Annotated in this window: 14 protein-coding genes; 13 read left to right on the plus strand and 1 reads right to left on the minus strand. The window is 47.5% G+C overall.

What is annotated here, in order from left to right; genetic code table 11:
- Positions 1–42 precede the first annotated feature (42 nt).
- The 9 genes from B9A22_RS14865 (at position 43) to B9A22_RS14905 (ending at position 8,347) form a co-directional block, all read left to right on the plus strand.
- The gene (locus B9A22_RS14865) at positions 43–804 is read left to right on the plus strand and encodes a ParA family protein (protein WP_084576679.1); all 762 of its coding nucleotides are present in this window, start codon (positions 43–45) and stop codon (positions 802–804) included.
- Positions 797–1,726 carry a ParB/RepB/Spo0J family partition protein gene (locus B9A22_RS14870; protein ID WP_176215536.1) on the plus strand — a complete coding sequence of 310 codons (930 nt, stop codon included), beginning with the start codon at positions 797–799 and terminating at the stop codon, positions 1,724–1,726. The genes B9A22_RS14865 and B9A22_RS14870 overlap by 8 nt, the downstream gene beginning before the upstream one ends.
- Positions 1,727–1,893: 167 nt before the next feature.
- The gene (locus tag B9A22_RS14875) at positions 1,894–3,291 is read left to right on the plus strand and encodes an aspartate ammonia-lyase (RefSeq protein ID WP_084576683.1); all 1,398 of its coding nucleotides are present in this window, start codon (positions 1,894–1,896) and stop codon (positions 3,289–3,291) included.
- 17 nt (positions 3,292–3,308) lie between these two features.
- Complete coding sequence (gene hydF, locus B9A22_RS14880) at positions 3,309–4,532, plus strand: [FeFe] hydrogenase H-cluster maturation GTPase HydF (protein ID WP_084576685.1); 1,224 nt, start codon at positions 3,309–3,311, stop codon at positions 4,530–4,532.
- A 13-nt stretch (positions 4,533–4,545) separates the two neighbouring features.
- Complete coding sequence (locus B9A22_RS14885; RefSeq protein ID WP_084576687.1) at positions 4,546–5,691, plus strand: aminotransferase class V-fold PLP-dependent enzyme; 1,146 nt, start codon at positions 4,546–4,548, stop codon at positions 5,689–5,691.
- A 3-nt stretch (positions 5,692–5,694) separates the two neighbouring features.
- Positions 5,695–6,390, plus strand: coding sequence for a DUF554 domain-containing protein (locus B9A22_RS14890; RefSeq protein ID WP_084576688.1), 696 nt, complete (start codon positions 5,695–5,697; stop codon positions 6,388–6,390).
- 43 nt (positions 6,391–6,433) lie between these two features.
- Positions 6,434–6,952 carry a DUF4446 family protein gene (locus B9A22_RS14895; protein WP_342747840.1) on the plus strand — a complete coding sequence of 173 codons (519 nt, stop codon included), beginning with the start codon at positions 6,434–6,436 and terminating at the stop codon, positions 6,950–6,952.
- A gap of 78 nt (positions 6,953–7,030) precedes the next feature.
- On the plus strand, positions 7,031–7,951 hold the full coding sequence (locus tag B9A22_RS14900) for a M23 family metallopeptidase (protein WP_084576690.1): 921 nt from the start codon (positions 7,031–7,033) through the stop codon (positions 7,949–7,951).
- A 15-nt stretch (positions 7,952–7,966) separates the two neighbouring features.
- Positions 7,967–8,347: a bactofilin family protein gene (locus tag B9A22_RS14905; protein WP_084576692.1), complete on the plus strand. Its 381-nt coding sequence runs from the start codon at positions 7,967–7,969 to the stop codon at positions 8,345–8,347.
- Between the two features lie 146 nt (positions 8,348–8,493).
- Here B9A22_RS14905 and yyaC read toward each other — a convergent pair whose 3' ends face one another.
- Complete coding sequence (gene yyaC, locus B9A22_RS14910; RefSeq protein ID WP_084576694.1) at positions 8,494–9,120, minus strand: spore protease YyaC; 627 nt, start codon at positions 9,118–9,120, stop codon at positions 8,494–8,496.
- Between the two features lie 155 nt (positions 9,121–9,275).
- Between yyaC and selA the strand changes: the two genes are divergently transcribed.
- From selA to B9A22_RS14930, 4 genes are all read left to right on the plus strand, one after another.
- On the plus strand, positions 9,276–10,661 hold the full coding sequence (gene selA, locus B9A22_RS14915) for an L-seryl-tRNA(Sec) selenium transferase (RefSeq protein ID WP_084576695.1): 1,386 nt from the start codon (positions 9,276–9,278) through the stop codon (positions 10,659–10,661).
- Positions 10,662–10,722: 61 nt separating this feature from the next.
- Positions 10,723–12,603, plus strand: coding sequence for a selenocysteine-specific translation elongation factor (gene selB, locus B9A22_RS14920; RefSeq protein WP_084576697.1), 1,881 nt, complete (start codon positions 10,723–10,725; stop codon positions 12,601–12,603).
- Between the two features lie 280 nt (positions 12,604–12,883).
- Complete coding sequence (locus tag B9A22_RS14925; RefSeq protein ID WP_084576699.1) at positions 12,884–13,990, plus strand: class II glutamine amidotransferase domain-containing protein; 1,107 nt, start codon at positions 12,884–12,886, stop codon at positions 13,988–13,990.
- The gene (locus B9A22_RS14930) at positions 13,978–15,615 is read left to right on the plus strand and encodes a glutamate synthase-related protein (RefSeq protein ID WP_084576701.1); all 1,638 of its coding nucleotides are present in this window, start codon (positions 13,978–13,980) and stop codon (positions 15,613–15,615) included. Before B9A22_RS14925 ends, B9A22_RS14930 begins: the two co-directional genes overlap by 13 nt.
- Positions 15,616–15,618: the final 3 nt, after the last annotated feature.

Here is a 15,618-nt window from a genome sequence, read left to right on the forward strand (position 1 = left end):
TTGAATGAGAAGATGGAACTATCTATTTTGAGGTGAACTAGTTTGGTTAAAGTAATTGCTATCGCCAATCAAAAAGGAGGAGTAGGCAAGACGACGACTTCGGTCAACCTGTCGGCTTGCTTGGCTGAGCTGGGTAAAAAGGTACTGCTTATTGATATTGACCCGCAGGGGAACTCCACAAGCGGATTGGGATTCAATAAAGGTACGATTAAGCGCTGTGTTTATGATGCTCTGGTGAATGATGTGCCGATCGACACAATTGTGGTACAGACGGAAATTGCTAACCTTAAGCTTTTACCAGCCACAATTCAACTTGCCGGGGCTGAGATTGAACTGGTCTCGATGATGTCGCGTGAGGGTAAACTTAAGCGGGCGCTGGACAAGGCGAAGTTTAGTTATGACTATGTGCTTATCGATTGCCCGCCGTCATTAGGCTTGCTAACTATTAACTCGCTGACAGCTGCTAACTCAGTTCTTGTACCCATCCAATGTGAGTTCTATGCATTGGAGGGATTGACTCAATTAATGAGCACAGTGAGTTTGGTACAAAAAAATCTTAATCCGGTGCTTACTCTCGAAGGGGTTGTCCTTACTATGTTTGATGCCCGGACCAATTTATCCATCCAGGTTGTTGACGAGGTAAAAAACCATTTTCGTCATAAAGTTTATCAGACGATTATTCCTCGAAATGTGCGCTTAAGCGAGGCGCCTAGCCATGGACAGCCGGTAATTAAGTATGATCCTAAGTCTAAGGGAACAGAAGTATACTTTGATTTAGCACGTGAGGTGATTGGTGATGAATAAACGTGGATTGGGACGAGGATTGGATGCGTTGTTTGGTTCTCCTAATACTGGTGATGCTAATGTACATAATGAACAGCCTAATGAGATTGCCATCAAGGATATCGTTCCCAACCAGCACCAGCCTCGCCGGGATTTTGATGAAGAGGCGCTGGCCGAACTGGCGCAATCCATAAAACAGCATGGAATCATTCAACCGGTGGTTGTTCGAAAGACGCTCAGTGGCTACGAGCTGGTGGCAGGGGAACGCCGGTGGCGTGCTTCGCAGTTAGCTGGTCTTAAGCAGATTCCGGCTGTGGTACGTGACTACACAGATGCCGAAATGATGGAAATTGCCTTAATTGAAAACTTGCAGCGCCGTAACCTTAATATGATTGAGGAAGCTATGGCTTTTCGTCGGCTTATGGAAGAGTTCGGGTTGACACAAGAAGAGGTGGCTCAAAGAATCGGGCGCAGCCGTTCAATGATTGCTAATATTGTACGACTCCTAAATCTACATCCAGAGGTACAAGATTTTGTTTCACGTGGAACATTAACCATGGGACAAGCTAGGCCGCTGTTAGCTTTAGAAACTGTTGAAATGCAACTTGATGCTGCTAATCAAATTATTGAAGAAGACTTGTCTGCCCGTGATGCTGAGGAATTGGTGCGTCGTTTGGCTGCGCGTCGGCCTGCCAAGAAGGCGGAACCAAAGCCTTCGGTAGAGCCAGAAAACGGTGATGATCCTAATCAGTTTTTCATGAATGAGTTTGAAGACCGGCTTAAGGTCATACTTGGAACGCAAGTAAGAATTAAGCCTGGAAAAATGAAGAGTAAAATTGAAATTGAATACTATTCTCCTGAAGATCTGGAAAGAATTATGGAAATGCTGTCAACTCGCCAAGAACCAGTTTCTTCTAAATTCCGTGGACAGCTTGTAGTATAACATGGATAAAGAAAACACGACTTTCTCCGAGGTGCGACTAGAGCTGATGTCGAGGTTGCCCTTATCCAGGGGAAAGTAATACTGTTCTAACAGGATAAAAAAATGTTTCACGTGAAACAATAATAGATCTGCTTGTTTTTGGGATGTCAGGGTGGTGGGGTGAAGAAATGCGACTAGAAAAGGACTTGCTGGGGGAACGGGAAGTTCCTGCAAGTGTATATTATGGAATTCATACCTTGCGGGCATTAGAAAATTTTCCGCTATCAGACTATAAAGTATCTTACACTCTAATCAAGGCCATAACTTTAATAAAAAAGGCAGCAGCAGAGGTCAATGCAGAGTTAGGTCATTTAGCAAAAGATAAAGCACAATCAATAGCGGTTGCAGCTGACGAAGTAATAAATGGTAAATGGCGCGACCAATTTGTTATTGATGCCTTACAGGGTGGGGCTGGAACTTCTACCAATATGAATGTTAACGAGGTACTGGCCAACCGCGCCATTGAACTTTTGGGGGGGCAGCGCGGAGACTATGATCTGGTACATCCACTCAATCATGTCAATATGCATCAATCGACCAATGATGTTTACCCCACTGCACTGAGGATTGCGGCAATTTGGCTGCTTAAACCTTTAAGTGAGGGTTGTGCCGCCCTACAGGCATCACTCCAGGCTAAAGAAGCCGAATTTGCCGGAGTCATTAAGGTTGGTCGCACCGAGATGCAGGACGCGGTGCCTGTCATGTTGGGGCAGGAATTTAGCGCTTATGCTGGTGCTGTTGCCCGTGACCGCTGGCGATTGCATAAGGTGGAAGAGCGACTACGTCAGGCGGCGTTAGGCGGCACAGCCATTGGTACTGGGCTTAACGCTGATAAGAAGTACATATTTATGGTTAATGACCGAGTGCGGCAATATGCCGGTATTGGCTTGGCCAGAGCCGAGAACATGATTGACGTTATCCAGAACGCTGATGTATTTGTCGAGGTTTCAGGTTTGCTCAAAGCGTTAGCAGTTAATCTAGGTAAGTGTGCCCATGACCTCAGGCTACTATCCTCAGGACCGCGGGCTGGCCTGGGTGAAATCAGGCTGCCGGAGCGGCAGGCTGGTTCTTCGATTATGCCAGGTAAAGTGAATCCAATCATCCCTGAAGCCATCAATCAAGTTGCTTTTCATGTCATGGCTTCAGATATGGCGATTGCTATGGCGGCGCAGTCGGGCCAACTGGAACTCAATCCGTTTATGCCGCTGATAGCCCATCATTTGTTAGAAAGCTTGACTGTGTTAACGAATGCTGTAACAGTTTTTAATGAGTTTTGTATTCAAGGTATAACGGCAGATGCGCAGCGCTGCCAGGCGCTGTTGGAAGGTAGTCAGGTAAGTGTTACAGCCTTAGTTCCTCATATTGGCTATGACCTAGCATCAAAGGTGGCGCGCAGGGCTCTGGAGACTGGTGTGACCGTGCGTCAAGCTGCACTTGAATTAGCGGTGCTGCCGGAACCGAGGATTGACGCCATTTTGGATCCTCGCGCTATGACAAGACCGGGAATTGCTGGGGCACAAAAGTGATTAGGGAGGCAAACAATATGCAAGAAACCCCAAAAGGATCACGCCTGCATATCGCCATCTTCGGACGCCGTAATGCAGGTAAGTCCAGTTTAATTAACGCCCTTACCAACCAGGATATTGCGCTGGTTTCAGATGTGCCTGGCACAACCACCGATCCGGTGTATAAAGCCATGGAGATATTGCCGATTGGGCCTGTCATGATTATTGATACAGCAGGCATTGATGATGTAGGTGACTTAGGCGCTCTCCGAATTGAGCGGACAATGCAAGTGCTTAATAAAGCAGATTTAGCTGTAGTAGTCATTGAACCTGAGCAGGGGTTGACTGAGTTTGAGCAAACGCTTGTAAAAGAAATACGTAAACGCAGCTTACCCATTGCTGGTGTTGTCAATAAAAGTGATGTTATGTCGGCTTCGTCTGATACGATTGCCGGCTGGAGTACAACGCTCGATTTGCCGCTCATTAATATCAGTGCCAAAACTGGCCAGGGTATTGAAGAGTTAAAACGACTGATTATTAAGTTGGCTCCTGACAACTGGGAGGGTCCACCTGTTATTGGCGATCTGGTGTCACCAGGAGATACCGTAGTGTTGGTAGTCCCCATTGATTTAGCTGCGCCTAAAGGCCGCTTGATTCTACCCCAGGTTCAGACCATTCGCGATCTTCTGGATAATGATGCCTGTGCCGTTGTAGTCAAAGAAAGAGAACTTAAGGAAGCATTGGACGGTCTGAAAAAACCACCGCGTCTAGTGGTCACCGACTCGCAGGAATTTATGAAGGTGGGAGCAGATACCCCGCCAGGTGTAATGCTTACCTCGTTTTCTATTTTAATGGCTCGTCATAAGGGAGATCTTGAGACCTTAGTAACCGGGGCTAAAGCCATTGAAGCGCTAAAACCAGGGGATAAGGTGCTGATCTCGGAAGGGTGTACCCATCACCGGCAGGCAGATGACATTGGCAGGGTAAAAATTCCGCGTTGGCTTAGACAGGCAGTAGGTGGGGAACTTGACTTTGAATGGGTGTCAGGCGGTACGTTCCCTCCTGACTTGGCAAAATACAAGTTAATTATTCACTGCGGCGCGTGCATGCTTAACCGGCGGGAAATGCTGTATCGTCTGGCGATGGCCAGAGAGGCGGAAGTGCCGATCGTAAATTATGGATTGTTAATTGCCCAGGTTCATGGCATTTTGCACCGGGCGCTGGCACCATTTCCGCTAGCCCAAATGATACTTGAAGATTAGGAGCGGATGAGCTGTGATCTATCTTGATAATGCTGCTACAACGTGGCCTAAACCAGAGTGTGTCTATCAGGCAATCGATCATTGCTTAAGAACAATGGGAGCTAACCCGGGTCGTGGTGGGCATAGCATGGCGCGGGCAGCTAGCCTGATGCTGTATGAGGCCAGGGAGGCCCTGGCTGAATTGTTTAGGATTGAAGATGCAAATCAGATTGTGTTTACTCACAATGCAACCGATGCCATCAGTATGGCTGTGTTTGGGTTGCTTTGTCCTGGGGATACACTTGTAACAACTGCGATGGAACACAATGCTGTTGCCCGGGCTGTAAGATATGTGGAAGCGAAAGGTGTTCATGTAGTTATTGTTCCTTGTAAGCGTGACGGCCAGCTTGACATGAACGCCATGAGAGCAGCGGTCATGCAACGGCCTAAAGCAGTAATTATGAGCCATGCCTCCAATGTTACAGGTACCATTATGCCGATAGCGGAGATAGGGAAACTGACCAAGCAGATCGGCGCTATATTCATTGTGGATGCTGCTCAGACGGCAGGGGTGGAGGCAATTGATGTAGCCGCTATGGGGATAGACCTGCTGGCATTTAGCGGGCACAAAGGCCTGCTTGGGCCACAGGGTACAGGCGGCCTATATGTAAGTGAAGCACAGGCTGTCACACCACTTAGAGTTGGAGGAACCGGCAGTCTGTCCGAATCTGACAAACAGCCTGAGTTTATGCCTGACCGCCTGGAAAGCGGGACACCTAACACGCCAGGCATTGCCGGGCTTAAGGCCGGTGTCCGGTTTATATTGGATACCGGACGAGAAAACATTCAAGCCAAAGAAATGGCGCTGACCCAGCTTTTGCTGGACGGTTTAAAAGGTATACCAACACTGACTGTTCATGGTAATACAGATATTGCCGGACGCACGGCCGTTGTGTCATTTACGCTCAATGGCAAAGACAGTGGGCAGATTGCTCATGCCCTTGACCGGGATTATGAGATTGCCTGTCGCTCAGGATTACACTGCGCCCCCTGGGCCCATCAGGCGATAGGAACACTTAAGACTGGGACGGTGCGGCTTAGTCCTGGTTATTTTAATACAGAAGAAGAAATCGGGCAGGTTATTGCCGCTGTACAGAAGATTGCTGCTCAAGGGGGTTAGTACATGAAAGGGACCATAGTTAATGCCGCTGCTGTTCTTGTCGGCTCCGGGCTGGGGCTGGCGCTAAAACGTGGTATTCCGGAAAAATACCAAAGCACTGTCATGCATGGGATGGCGTTGGCCGTTGGTATTATTGGATTGCAAATGGCCTTTAAGACTGAGAATATACTTGTCGTCATTTTAGGTTTGGCTGCCGGTGCAGTTATCGGTGAGTCACTTAACATTGACGGCTATCTCAATAAAATTGGTGAATGGCTGTCAGCTAAGTTTGGCAGTCAGAACAACCCGGGAGAAAATAACATTGGCCGCGGCTTCGTTACGTCCAGCCTGGTATATTGTATCGGTGCTATGGCTGTGGTCGGCTCAATTCAGGAGGGACTTACCGGTGATACCAGTACGTTGTATGCAAAGTCCTTGATAGATGGCATTGTCGCAATTGTATTTACCGCAAGCATGGGTATTGGGGTAGCATTTTCCAGTGTTTCAATTTTTGTATATCAAGGACTAATTACCCTGCTGGCCGGTTTTTTCAGCGCAGTGCTGTCTGATAGTATAATTAAAGAAATGACGGCAACCGGCGGCATTCTTATTGTCGGGGTGAGCATACTAATGCTGGAACTAAAAAAGATAAGACTGGCAAATCTGCTGCCAGCGATACCAGTCGCTGCAGCTATCGCCTATTTTTGGCCGACAATGTAAAAAAAATTACTAATATCCGCAGATTAGAGGAAAGGTGATACAAATGACGACCATGGATTTGTCGCAGTATACAATATTCATTACAACAAATCTCCCTTACATATTACTTGGTCTGACTGCATTGATTTTTGTGGCACTTATCGTTTTTATCAACATCAATATCAAAATGAGCCGCCTCAATAGACGTTACCAAAAAATGATGGCAGGCATGGACGGGGTAAATATTGAACAATTACTGATCAAACATATAGAAGAAGTCCACCAGGCGGTGGGCAAAGTAAATCGCCTTGATGGTGAATGCCGTCGCCTGGACACGATTGCGACCGCTTCTGTTCAGTATGTAGGAGTTGTTCGGTTTAATGCATTTGAGGATATGGGCAGTGACCTCAGCTTTGCTCTGGCCTTACTTGACGGCAAAAAGAACGGAGTAGTGCTGTCAAGTATTTACGGCCGGAATGAGTCGCGGGTCTATGCTAAGCCGGTGGCTGATGGTCAGTCTACTTATTATCTGACTGACGAAGAAAAAGGTGCGCTAGACAAGGCGTTGGTAAAAAGTTCATAAACTAGCAGGATTTTTATAGTTTTTGGCGAATATCATCAAAGTTAGGGCGAAAAAATTCTACTCAAGAAGGTGATGTTTTTGAACCAAAAAACGCCAAAGCCTGACAGACGCGAATATACATTGATGATTGTGCCACATCACGCTAAATCTGTATTTAGTGTTCGTATACCTATTAAAACAGTCAAATACACGGCCGCAGCGCTGGTTGTTTGTCTTACAATACTCTCCGGCACAATGCTAAGCTATCGTTACCAGGCCAATGTAGCCACACAGGAAAAGCATGAGCTGGCTCAGCTGAGAGAAGTAAACAGCAAACAATATTCACAACTGGAAGAACTGGCTAAAACTACGGCACAGCTGCAGGAAGACATGAATCGCCTAAATCAACTTGATGCCGATCTTCACCGTTTGGTCAATGGTGAGGAGTCAACAGCAACTTCCCGTTCGGCCCCAGCTAGGGTGGGAAACCATAGCGGTCAAGGCGGCCCTAAAAGTAAGCCTAATATTGATCAATTGACCAATCTGACCAAAGAGCTAGGGGCAGCTGTTAAAGAAAGAGAACAGAGTCTTACAAACCTGAAAAATGCACTGACAGAAAAGAATGAGCGGTTAGCAGCTACTCCGTCTATTTGGCCGACAAGCGGTGATGTAACTTCGCGCTTTGGTTGGCGCAGTTCGCCGTGGGGCTGGGGTAGCGACTGGCACCCTGGTATAGATATTGCCAATGATACGGGCACTCCGATTGTCGCTACTGCTGATGGTGTTGTTACTAGCAGCAGCTGGTATGGTGGTTACGGAAAAATGGTAGAGATTGACCATGGTAATGGGATTGTTACAATCTATGGGCATAATTCGCAGCTCTTTGTTACCCCAGGTCAAAAGGTTAAAAAAGGTGAAACCATAGCCTATATGGGGAATACCGGCATAAGCACCGGGTCGCATTGCCACTATGAAATCCGCGTCAACGGCACTGCCGTCAATCCATCAAGTTTTCTGTAGGAGGTAATCGATAAGATGTGGGGCAGTAAAAAACAAGCAATCAGCACAGGTGACCAAGTAGGCACTATTATTGGCGCAGATACCTCGTTCAAGGGTAACATTACTTCACAGGGGACTATCCGCATTGATGGCCAGCATGAAGGTGAAATTGCTACTGCTGGAGATGTTGTCATAGGTGAAGGCGGTCAGCTGCAGGCTCAAGTGAAAGCCCGTAATGCAGTTGTTGCCGGGATGATAAAAGGCAACATCGATGTTTCGGATAAATTGGAGCTTTTGCCTACTGCAAAAGTTTATGGCGATATCAAAGTAGGTACGCTGACAATCAATGAGGGCGCGGTATTCCGCGGCGCCTGCCAGATGCTTAAAGAAGTATCTGATAATGAGGGCAACGAATAGGGAAAAAATAAACCCAGGATGCTTTATAGTATCCTGGGTTTTTTATACTGTTAGAAAGGTTAACTTTCCTCCTGGATAAGGGCAACATCGGCTTCCGCTTTCGTAAGGCTCGGCGCAAGCCGTGTTTTCTTTATACTTACAAGGGGCTATTTTGAATGACTTTGAGGCCGTCCTAGACCAAAAGATAAACCATGGGCAATGATGTCAGCCATTTTCATTACAAGGTTGAGGCGGGTACTCTGCAACACCAGATGCTCCATAAATCCACCGACATTGACAATGCCGGTGATATAGGCATTGCCAACAGGCGGCAGGTCTTTGTTAACCGCAGCGCCAGGCTTGACTGACCCATGACCTAAGGTAACACAGCCAACGTTTTCAAGTTTGCCCAAGCAGGCATCGACGGCAATGACGAAAGGGTGACCGAACGTCGTATTAATTGATTTGAGCATGGTTTCAAGGTTGGTAGCATGCACTGGGTCGTCAAGGGTGCCGTAAATATGTGGAAACAGATTAAGTGTTTTGAGCTTACTTCCTGTCAGCGGGCCCAGAGAATCACCGGTAGAGCGATCAGTACCGATGCATAACACCACAAGTTCGTGACCGTCTGACTTGGCACCTTGAACCAGATTACGAACTGACATTGCCAAATCGTACACAGCGCCAGGTTGATTAATATTAAACTTAGACTCACGCGCCGGTTCGGGGGCGGGTGGTGATTTAACTGGGGACAACCTACTCAACCCTGGAAAATTAAGGATATTATTTAACATACCAAAACTCCTGTGAGATATTTTTAATACCATTATGTGTAAATCCAGAGCAATCTATGCATAAAGGGAGGAAATTTCATCAGGTAACAGGAATAATATATGAAATATTTAACAATAGATATAATAGAGGCTAAGATAGGGAGGCAAAATGATAGATGGGTGCCGATAATAACAAGCTGCGGTTAATACCTGCTATTGACAGGCTGCTGACTGTTGTAGCTGCTGAGCCTGAGCTAAATAGCTATCCTCGAGACTTGGTTATTGCGTGCTTGCGCAAAGTGACTGATAATGCACGGGCGGTACTAATGCAAGGGGATGATGCAGAGGTCAGCCCTGAGGCTCTTGTTGCAAGTGCCAAATATCTACTTGATAAGCAGACACGCTTAAGTTTACGGCGATTGATCAATGCTACCGGTGTCGTGCTGCATACCAATTTAGGGCGGGCACCGCTGGGCAGCAGGGCAAGAGCTAGTGTAGCCGATATTATGGAAGGGTACAGTACACTTGAATACAATGTGGATTTAGGAGCACGTGGCAGCCGGTATGCCCATGTATCTGAGTCATTACGCCAACTGACAGGAGCCGAAGATGTACTTGTTGTTAACAATAACGCGGCAGCAGTGTTGTTAGTATTATCAGCCTTAGCTAAGGGTCGAGAGGTCATTGTTAGTCGCGGCGAACTTGTAGAAATCGGCGGGTCTTTCCGCATCCCTGATGTGCTCAAGCAAAGTGGTGCTACCCTTGTCGAGGTTGGGACAACCAATAAGACACATCTGTATGACTATGAACAGGCCATTACCCCAAACACTGCTGCTATTTTAAAAGTTCATACCAGCAACTATTGCCTTATCGGGTTTACATCACAGCCGGACGGAGCAGAGCTTGCAGCATTAGCCCATAAGCACAATCTACCGGTTATTGAAGACTTAGGAAGTGGTACGCTTATGCCGCTGACTGTAGGCGGTCAAACAGAGCCAGCAGTTACAGAACGGCTTGCCTTGGGCTTTGATATTATTACCTTTAGTGGCGACAAGCTTCTAGGAGCTGGACAAGCTGGCATTATTGCCGGTAAAGCTAAGTTCGTTGCTATGATGAAAAAGCACCCGCTGCTCAGAGCAATTCGGATCGACAAACTGTCATTAGCTGCCCTTGAGGGAACCCTGCTAGAGTATATATTGGGCGATCCCTGCAGCAATATTCCGGTACTAGCAATGCTAAATAGGACTGAAGCGGAGCTAAAAAAACAGGCTAACCTGCTTTTGGAGTTAATAACTCAATATGGTCGTGCGGGTCTAGCAGCCGAGATTGTGGCACTAAACTCCCCGGCAGGAGGGGGAGCATTGCCTGCTGCTGTGTTGCCAGGCTACGGTGTGGCAGTTAGTCTTGCTGGTATGAGTGCCAGTAAGTTAGAAAGCTGTCTCAGGCAACAGCTGGTTCCGATTGTTGCCCGCATACAAGACGATCGGGTGATCTTCGATGTGCGCTGTTTAGTCGAGGCGGATTTATCGGAAATCGCTGCAGTTCTTTGTGCGATCTCTTAACCAGAACGAAGCAGGGATGTTGGCTTAAAGCCGCTGCTCAGATATACGGAGGCTCTGATTAATGAAATATATTATAATTGGGACAGCAGGCCATGTTGATCATGGCAAGTCGGCCATTATCAAGGCGTTGACAGGGACAGATACGGACCGGCTAAAAGAGGAGAAGCTGCGCGGAATATCGATAGACTTAGGATTCGCCTCTCTGCCGCTAGGGGAACAGCTTGTTGCTGGGATTGTTGATGTACCAGGACATGAACGTTTTTTAAAGAATATGCTGGCTGGAACCGGTGGTATTGACTTGGCTATGCTGGTGATAGCGGCTGATGAGGGGGTTATGCCCCAGACCAGAGAACATTTGGCCATGCTTGAATTGTACGGAATTAAGCATGGGTTAGTTATTATTAATAAAATTGACAAAGCAGATGACGAGTGGCTGGAGCTTGTGGAAGGTGAAATAAGAGAGTTTGTCAGCCATACGTTCTTAAAAGATGCGCCGTTTTGCCGGGTATCAGCGCAAACAGGGGCAGGCATAGAAGAACTTAGAAAAACAATGAAAGAATTGGCCGATACACTGCCTGTCAGAGACAGTAATGCACCCTTCAGGCTTTGGATTGACAGAGTATTTACCATCAAAGGCTATGGTATTGTAGTTACCGGTTCAGTGTTAAGCGGACAGATTAAGGTTGGCGATACCTGCAGGCTGCAGCCTGCAGGCACGATTGTCCGCGTTCGTGGTCTAGAGTGGCATGGCGATAAGGTAAATGAGGTAATTGCCGGTCAGCGGGCAGCTATCAATCTGGCAGGACTTGAAATGGAGGAAATCTCCCGTGGTATGGCGCTTAGTGCGGTTTGCCGTGGAGAGGTCAGCCAGATCTGGGATGTGGTAGCTGATTGGCAGCAGGAAATAGACAGTGGCGTACGCGTCCGGCTGCATCTGGGCACCGGTGAGTTTCTCGGCAGGATGTATGCCTTTAAAGAGGCTTCACATCAAACGATGCGGCTTATCCTGGAACAACCGTTGGCAGCAGGTGCCGGTGACAGGGGCATTATTAGGCTCTATTCGCCGCAGCACCTCTTAGGAGGCATCACGCTAATAGCCCCTGGACGTGCCACCAGGCGGCTAACAAGCGACCGGAAGGGGCTTGCTGAAGCGTTTACCAAGTCAGATCAATCAGCCGCCCTTTATCACCGCGTGGCTGAGAGTCGTAAACTCCTGACAAGGGAAGAAATCAGGCAGCAAAGTGGATATCTTCCAGAAAAAACTGTTGATAGGATGGTCAATAAGCTGACTACAGACAAAAAATTGCAGTGTTTGGACGGGGTGTATCTAGCAACAGTAATGTTTGAAAAACTTACCCTGACCATTAAAGGTATGCTGAAGGATTATCACAAAGCACAGCCTGAGCGAAGCGGTTTATCCAAAGAAATAGCCAGGCAAAAATTGGCGCTTGACGAAAAAAGTTTTGAGATCATCCTTGCTGAGTGGCTGGCTGGTGGCGTGCTGATTACTAATGGTGGCGAACTTGCGTTAAAAAGCCATGCTGACAAGCATGGCGGCTGGAAACAGGATATTGTCGATAAAGCCTCCATCGCGCTGGAGGATGTTGGATTAGCAAGTGTTGATCTGACGCTATTATCGCAAAAATTAAATCTTCCACCAGACAAAGCCAAGGTCACACATGACGCACTTGTGCGGGCTGGAGTGCTGGTAAAGGTCAGTGATATTTTTGTATACAGCAAAACAATTCAGTACATTGTACAGCTTATTCACCGATATTTTAAGGAAAATGAGACACTAACAGTGGCAGAACTGCGAGACATACTGAACACTTCGCGCAAAATTGCCCTGCCGCTCATGGAGTATCTTGACATGCATAAATATACAGTGAGAGATGGTGATGTACGCCGTCCGACCAGAAAAGTACTAGATTTGTCAGAATAAACTTACTTTAAAGATGCATATTGACAGTATAACAATTCGTTTCTATAATTAAACTCAAAACAAACAATGTACATCGCGGTATTTTTGAGATGTACATATGTTTTGAGGGAGTGTGCCTAGGGTTCCGCGCTGTTACAGCGGTCTGGACCAAGCGGCACAGGTGCAGCGTGGCACAGCACTACACCGTGGGTATAAAAGACCCGGCGGGAGGTCCCAGAGACAGGGTATCTTCGCCAGGTCTTTTTTTGTTTGAATTTGTAGAAGAGGGTGGGAGAGTAGTATGTGTAGAATAGGAGCTATAAAAAGCAAAGTCGCATTTCATCCGTCGCTGGCGCTTCATTTGATGCTGCCCCAGCAGGAGGGACATGACAACTCGGGTTTCGCAATGACCATGCAAGACCTTGATGGGGTTTTTGCCAAATATAAGGATAAACCGCTATTGTCGATGGCCTGTACGCAAAAGGGTGCAGCCATGGTCGAACATTTTATGGAGACCAATAACTTCACCCCAGTGCATGAATGGATTCCCAGGGGTGTCCGCCAGCCAGGATTGGATATTAAGGCCATGCCCTACTATATCTTCCGCGCATATGATTATCCTGAGTACTACCGTACTGCTACCCAGGATGCTAAAGAACAATTACTATTAGACACACGGTTAGCCCTGCGGGTGCTGTTAGAGAATGAGGACCAGGGGTATGTCTATTCTTTCTGGCCAGATGTGTTGACACTGAAAGAAATTGGTGATCCTCGCGATATTGCTGTTTACTTTAAACTATGGGACAATACCGGCGAACTGATGGCTAAAAATGTTGTCGTTCAGTGCCGGCAGAATACTAACTACGAAATCGTTCGCTATGCGGCTCATCCATTCTTTCTCCAGGGTTATACCCTGTGTGCGAATGGTGAGAATACCTTCTATACCAAAAACAAGGAATACCAAAAATCGCTGCATCGTGGCTATATTGGTTTTGAATCAGACTCACAAAACTTCCTTTATACTTTGCACTATGTTCTTAACGTGCTCAAATGGCCGATAAAATATTACAAGCATGTCATTACGCCGTTGGCGTTTGATGAAATTTCTAAAAGGGCAGACCATCGAGAACTGACAGCTATTCGCCAGTCGCTCGGCCATCTTGAGATAAACGGGCCGAATACGATTATTGCCATGCTGCCTGACGGCCGGATGATGACCTGCTGTGATTCGAAGAAGCTGCGGCCTGTTGTCGTAGGTACCGACGGTACAACTATTGCCATATCGTCAGAGGTCTGCGGTCTTAACCAGATTATGCCTAATCGCAATCAGGAACTTGATATATATCCCAACGAACGGGAAGTTGTGGTCATTACCCCGGAACTGGAGGTAGAACGATGGAAACAGTAAGAGTACAAGACGTCAGTGTCAATGACCTGCCGTGGAAAATACAGTATACAAGCGAGCGCTGTACTATGTGCGGCAGCTGTGTAGCCGCGTGTACCTTCGATGCCATTGAACCGGCGATGGAAAGGCGGTCGGTGACTGTATCAACAGGACACCAGCCTGAGCCTAGTCAGCGCCATTTGGCCACACCTGTGATTAAACAAAAAGCGTCAGTGGCAAACGCCTGTGTAGGCTGTGGCATGTGTGAAAAGGTCTGCCCTAATAATGCCATTAAGCCAGTGCGCAATATTGATTCGCGGGTAAACTATTTAAATAGGAGTGGCGGCGCTACGGTAAAACGCGGTGGCCGTAATAACCTCATCGGCAGCGAACGAACCCTGGATAAAATTGTCGTTGGGCGTATCTCGCAGATGACTGACCCGGCGTTAGACTCAGAACGCCACACCTTTGATATCTTAGCCCCGTTTGGGCGTGTCCTGCTGCCACATGAGCTGCCGCTTACCTCTGACGGGAACGAGCTTAAATTGAATGCTCATACACCGCCAGTTAACTGGATTTATCCGGTTATCTTTAGTGATATGTCGATCGGTGCACTCTCCACCCGCGCCTGGGAAGCTGTGGCCTTAGCTACTGCGTATCTTAATGAAAAACATAAGATGCCAGTAAGGATGTGCTCTGGCGAGGGTGGTATGCCCAAAAAGCTGCTGCAGTCCGATTATTTAAAATATATGATTTTGCAGATAGCCTCAGGGCATTTTGGCTGGAATCGTATTGTTCAGGCTATGCCATACATGAAGTCTGACCCGGCCGGTATTCTTATCAAAATCGGTCAAGGTGCTAAGCCTGGTGACGGAGGACTGTTGCCGGCAGCCAAAGTATCTAAACCTGTTCAGGCCATCCGGGGTGTACCCAAAGCCGACCTGCTATCTCCCCCGAACCATCAGGGGCTGTACTCAATCGAAGAGTCTGTACAGAAAATGTTCATGTCAATGAACGCTGCCTTTAAATTCCGCGTGCCTGTTGCCATTAAGTGTGCGGCTTCGGCCACCTCGATCGCGGTCTATAACAACCTCCTCCGAGACCCATACAAAATCTGCGGTGGCTTTTTCCTTGACGGGATTCAAGGCGGCACCGGCGCAGCCAATGAAGTGTCACTTGACCATACCGGCCACCCGGTAGTATCTAAAACCCGCGAGTGCTATCTGGCTGCTGTTAAGCAAGGACGCCAAGGTCAAATCCCGCTTTGGGCAGGTGGTGGTGTTGGTCTGACCGGTAATGCAGCTGCCGATGCGTTCAAATTAATCTGTCTCGGCGCCAACGGTGTTTTCCTTGGAAAAATGCTCATCCAACTGTGTGGCTGCGTAGGTAACGAGCATGGACGCTGTAATGCATGTAACACCGGTAATTGCCCGGCAGGAATCTGTACCCAGAATCCTCGTCTGGTTAAGCGTCTGGATATTGATAAAGCAGCACAAAACATTGTAGATTATATGCTGGCATTAGACAGTGAACTCAAAAAACTTATGGCGCCTGTCGGCAACAGCTCATTGCCTGTTGGACGTTCTGACGCTCTGGTTACTACAGATAAAGCCATTGCTGATAAGCTGGCCATTCAATACGTATGCTAGGAG

The organism is Sporomusa malonica (assembly GCF_900176355.1).
GTDB classification, from domain to species: Bacteria; Bacillota; Negativicutes; order Sporomusales; family Sporomusaceae; genus Sporomusa; species Sporomusa malonica.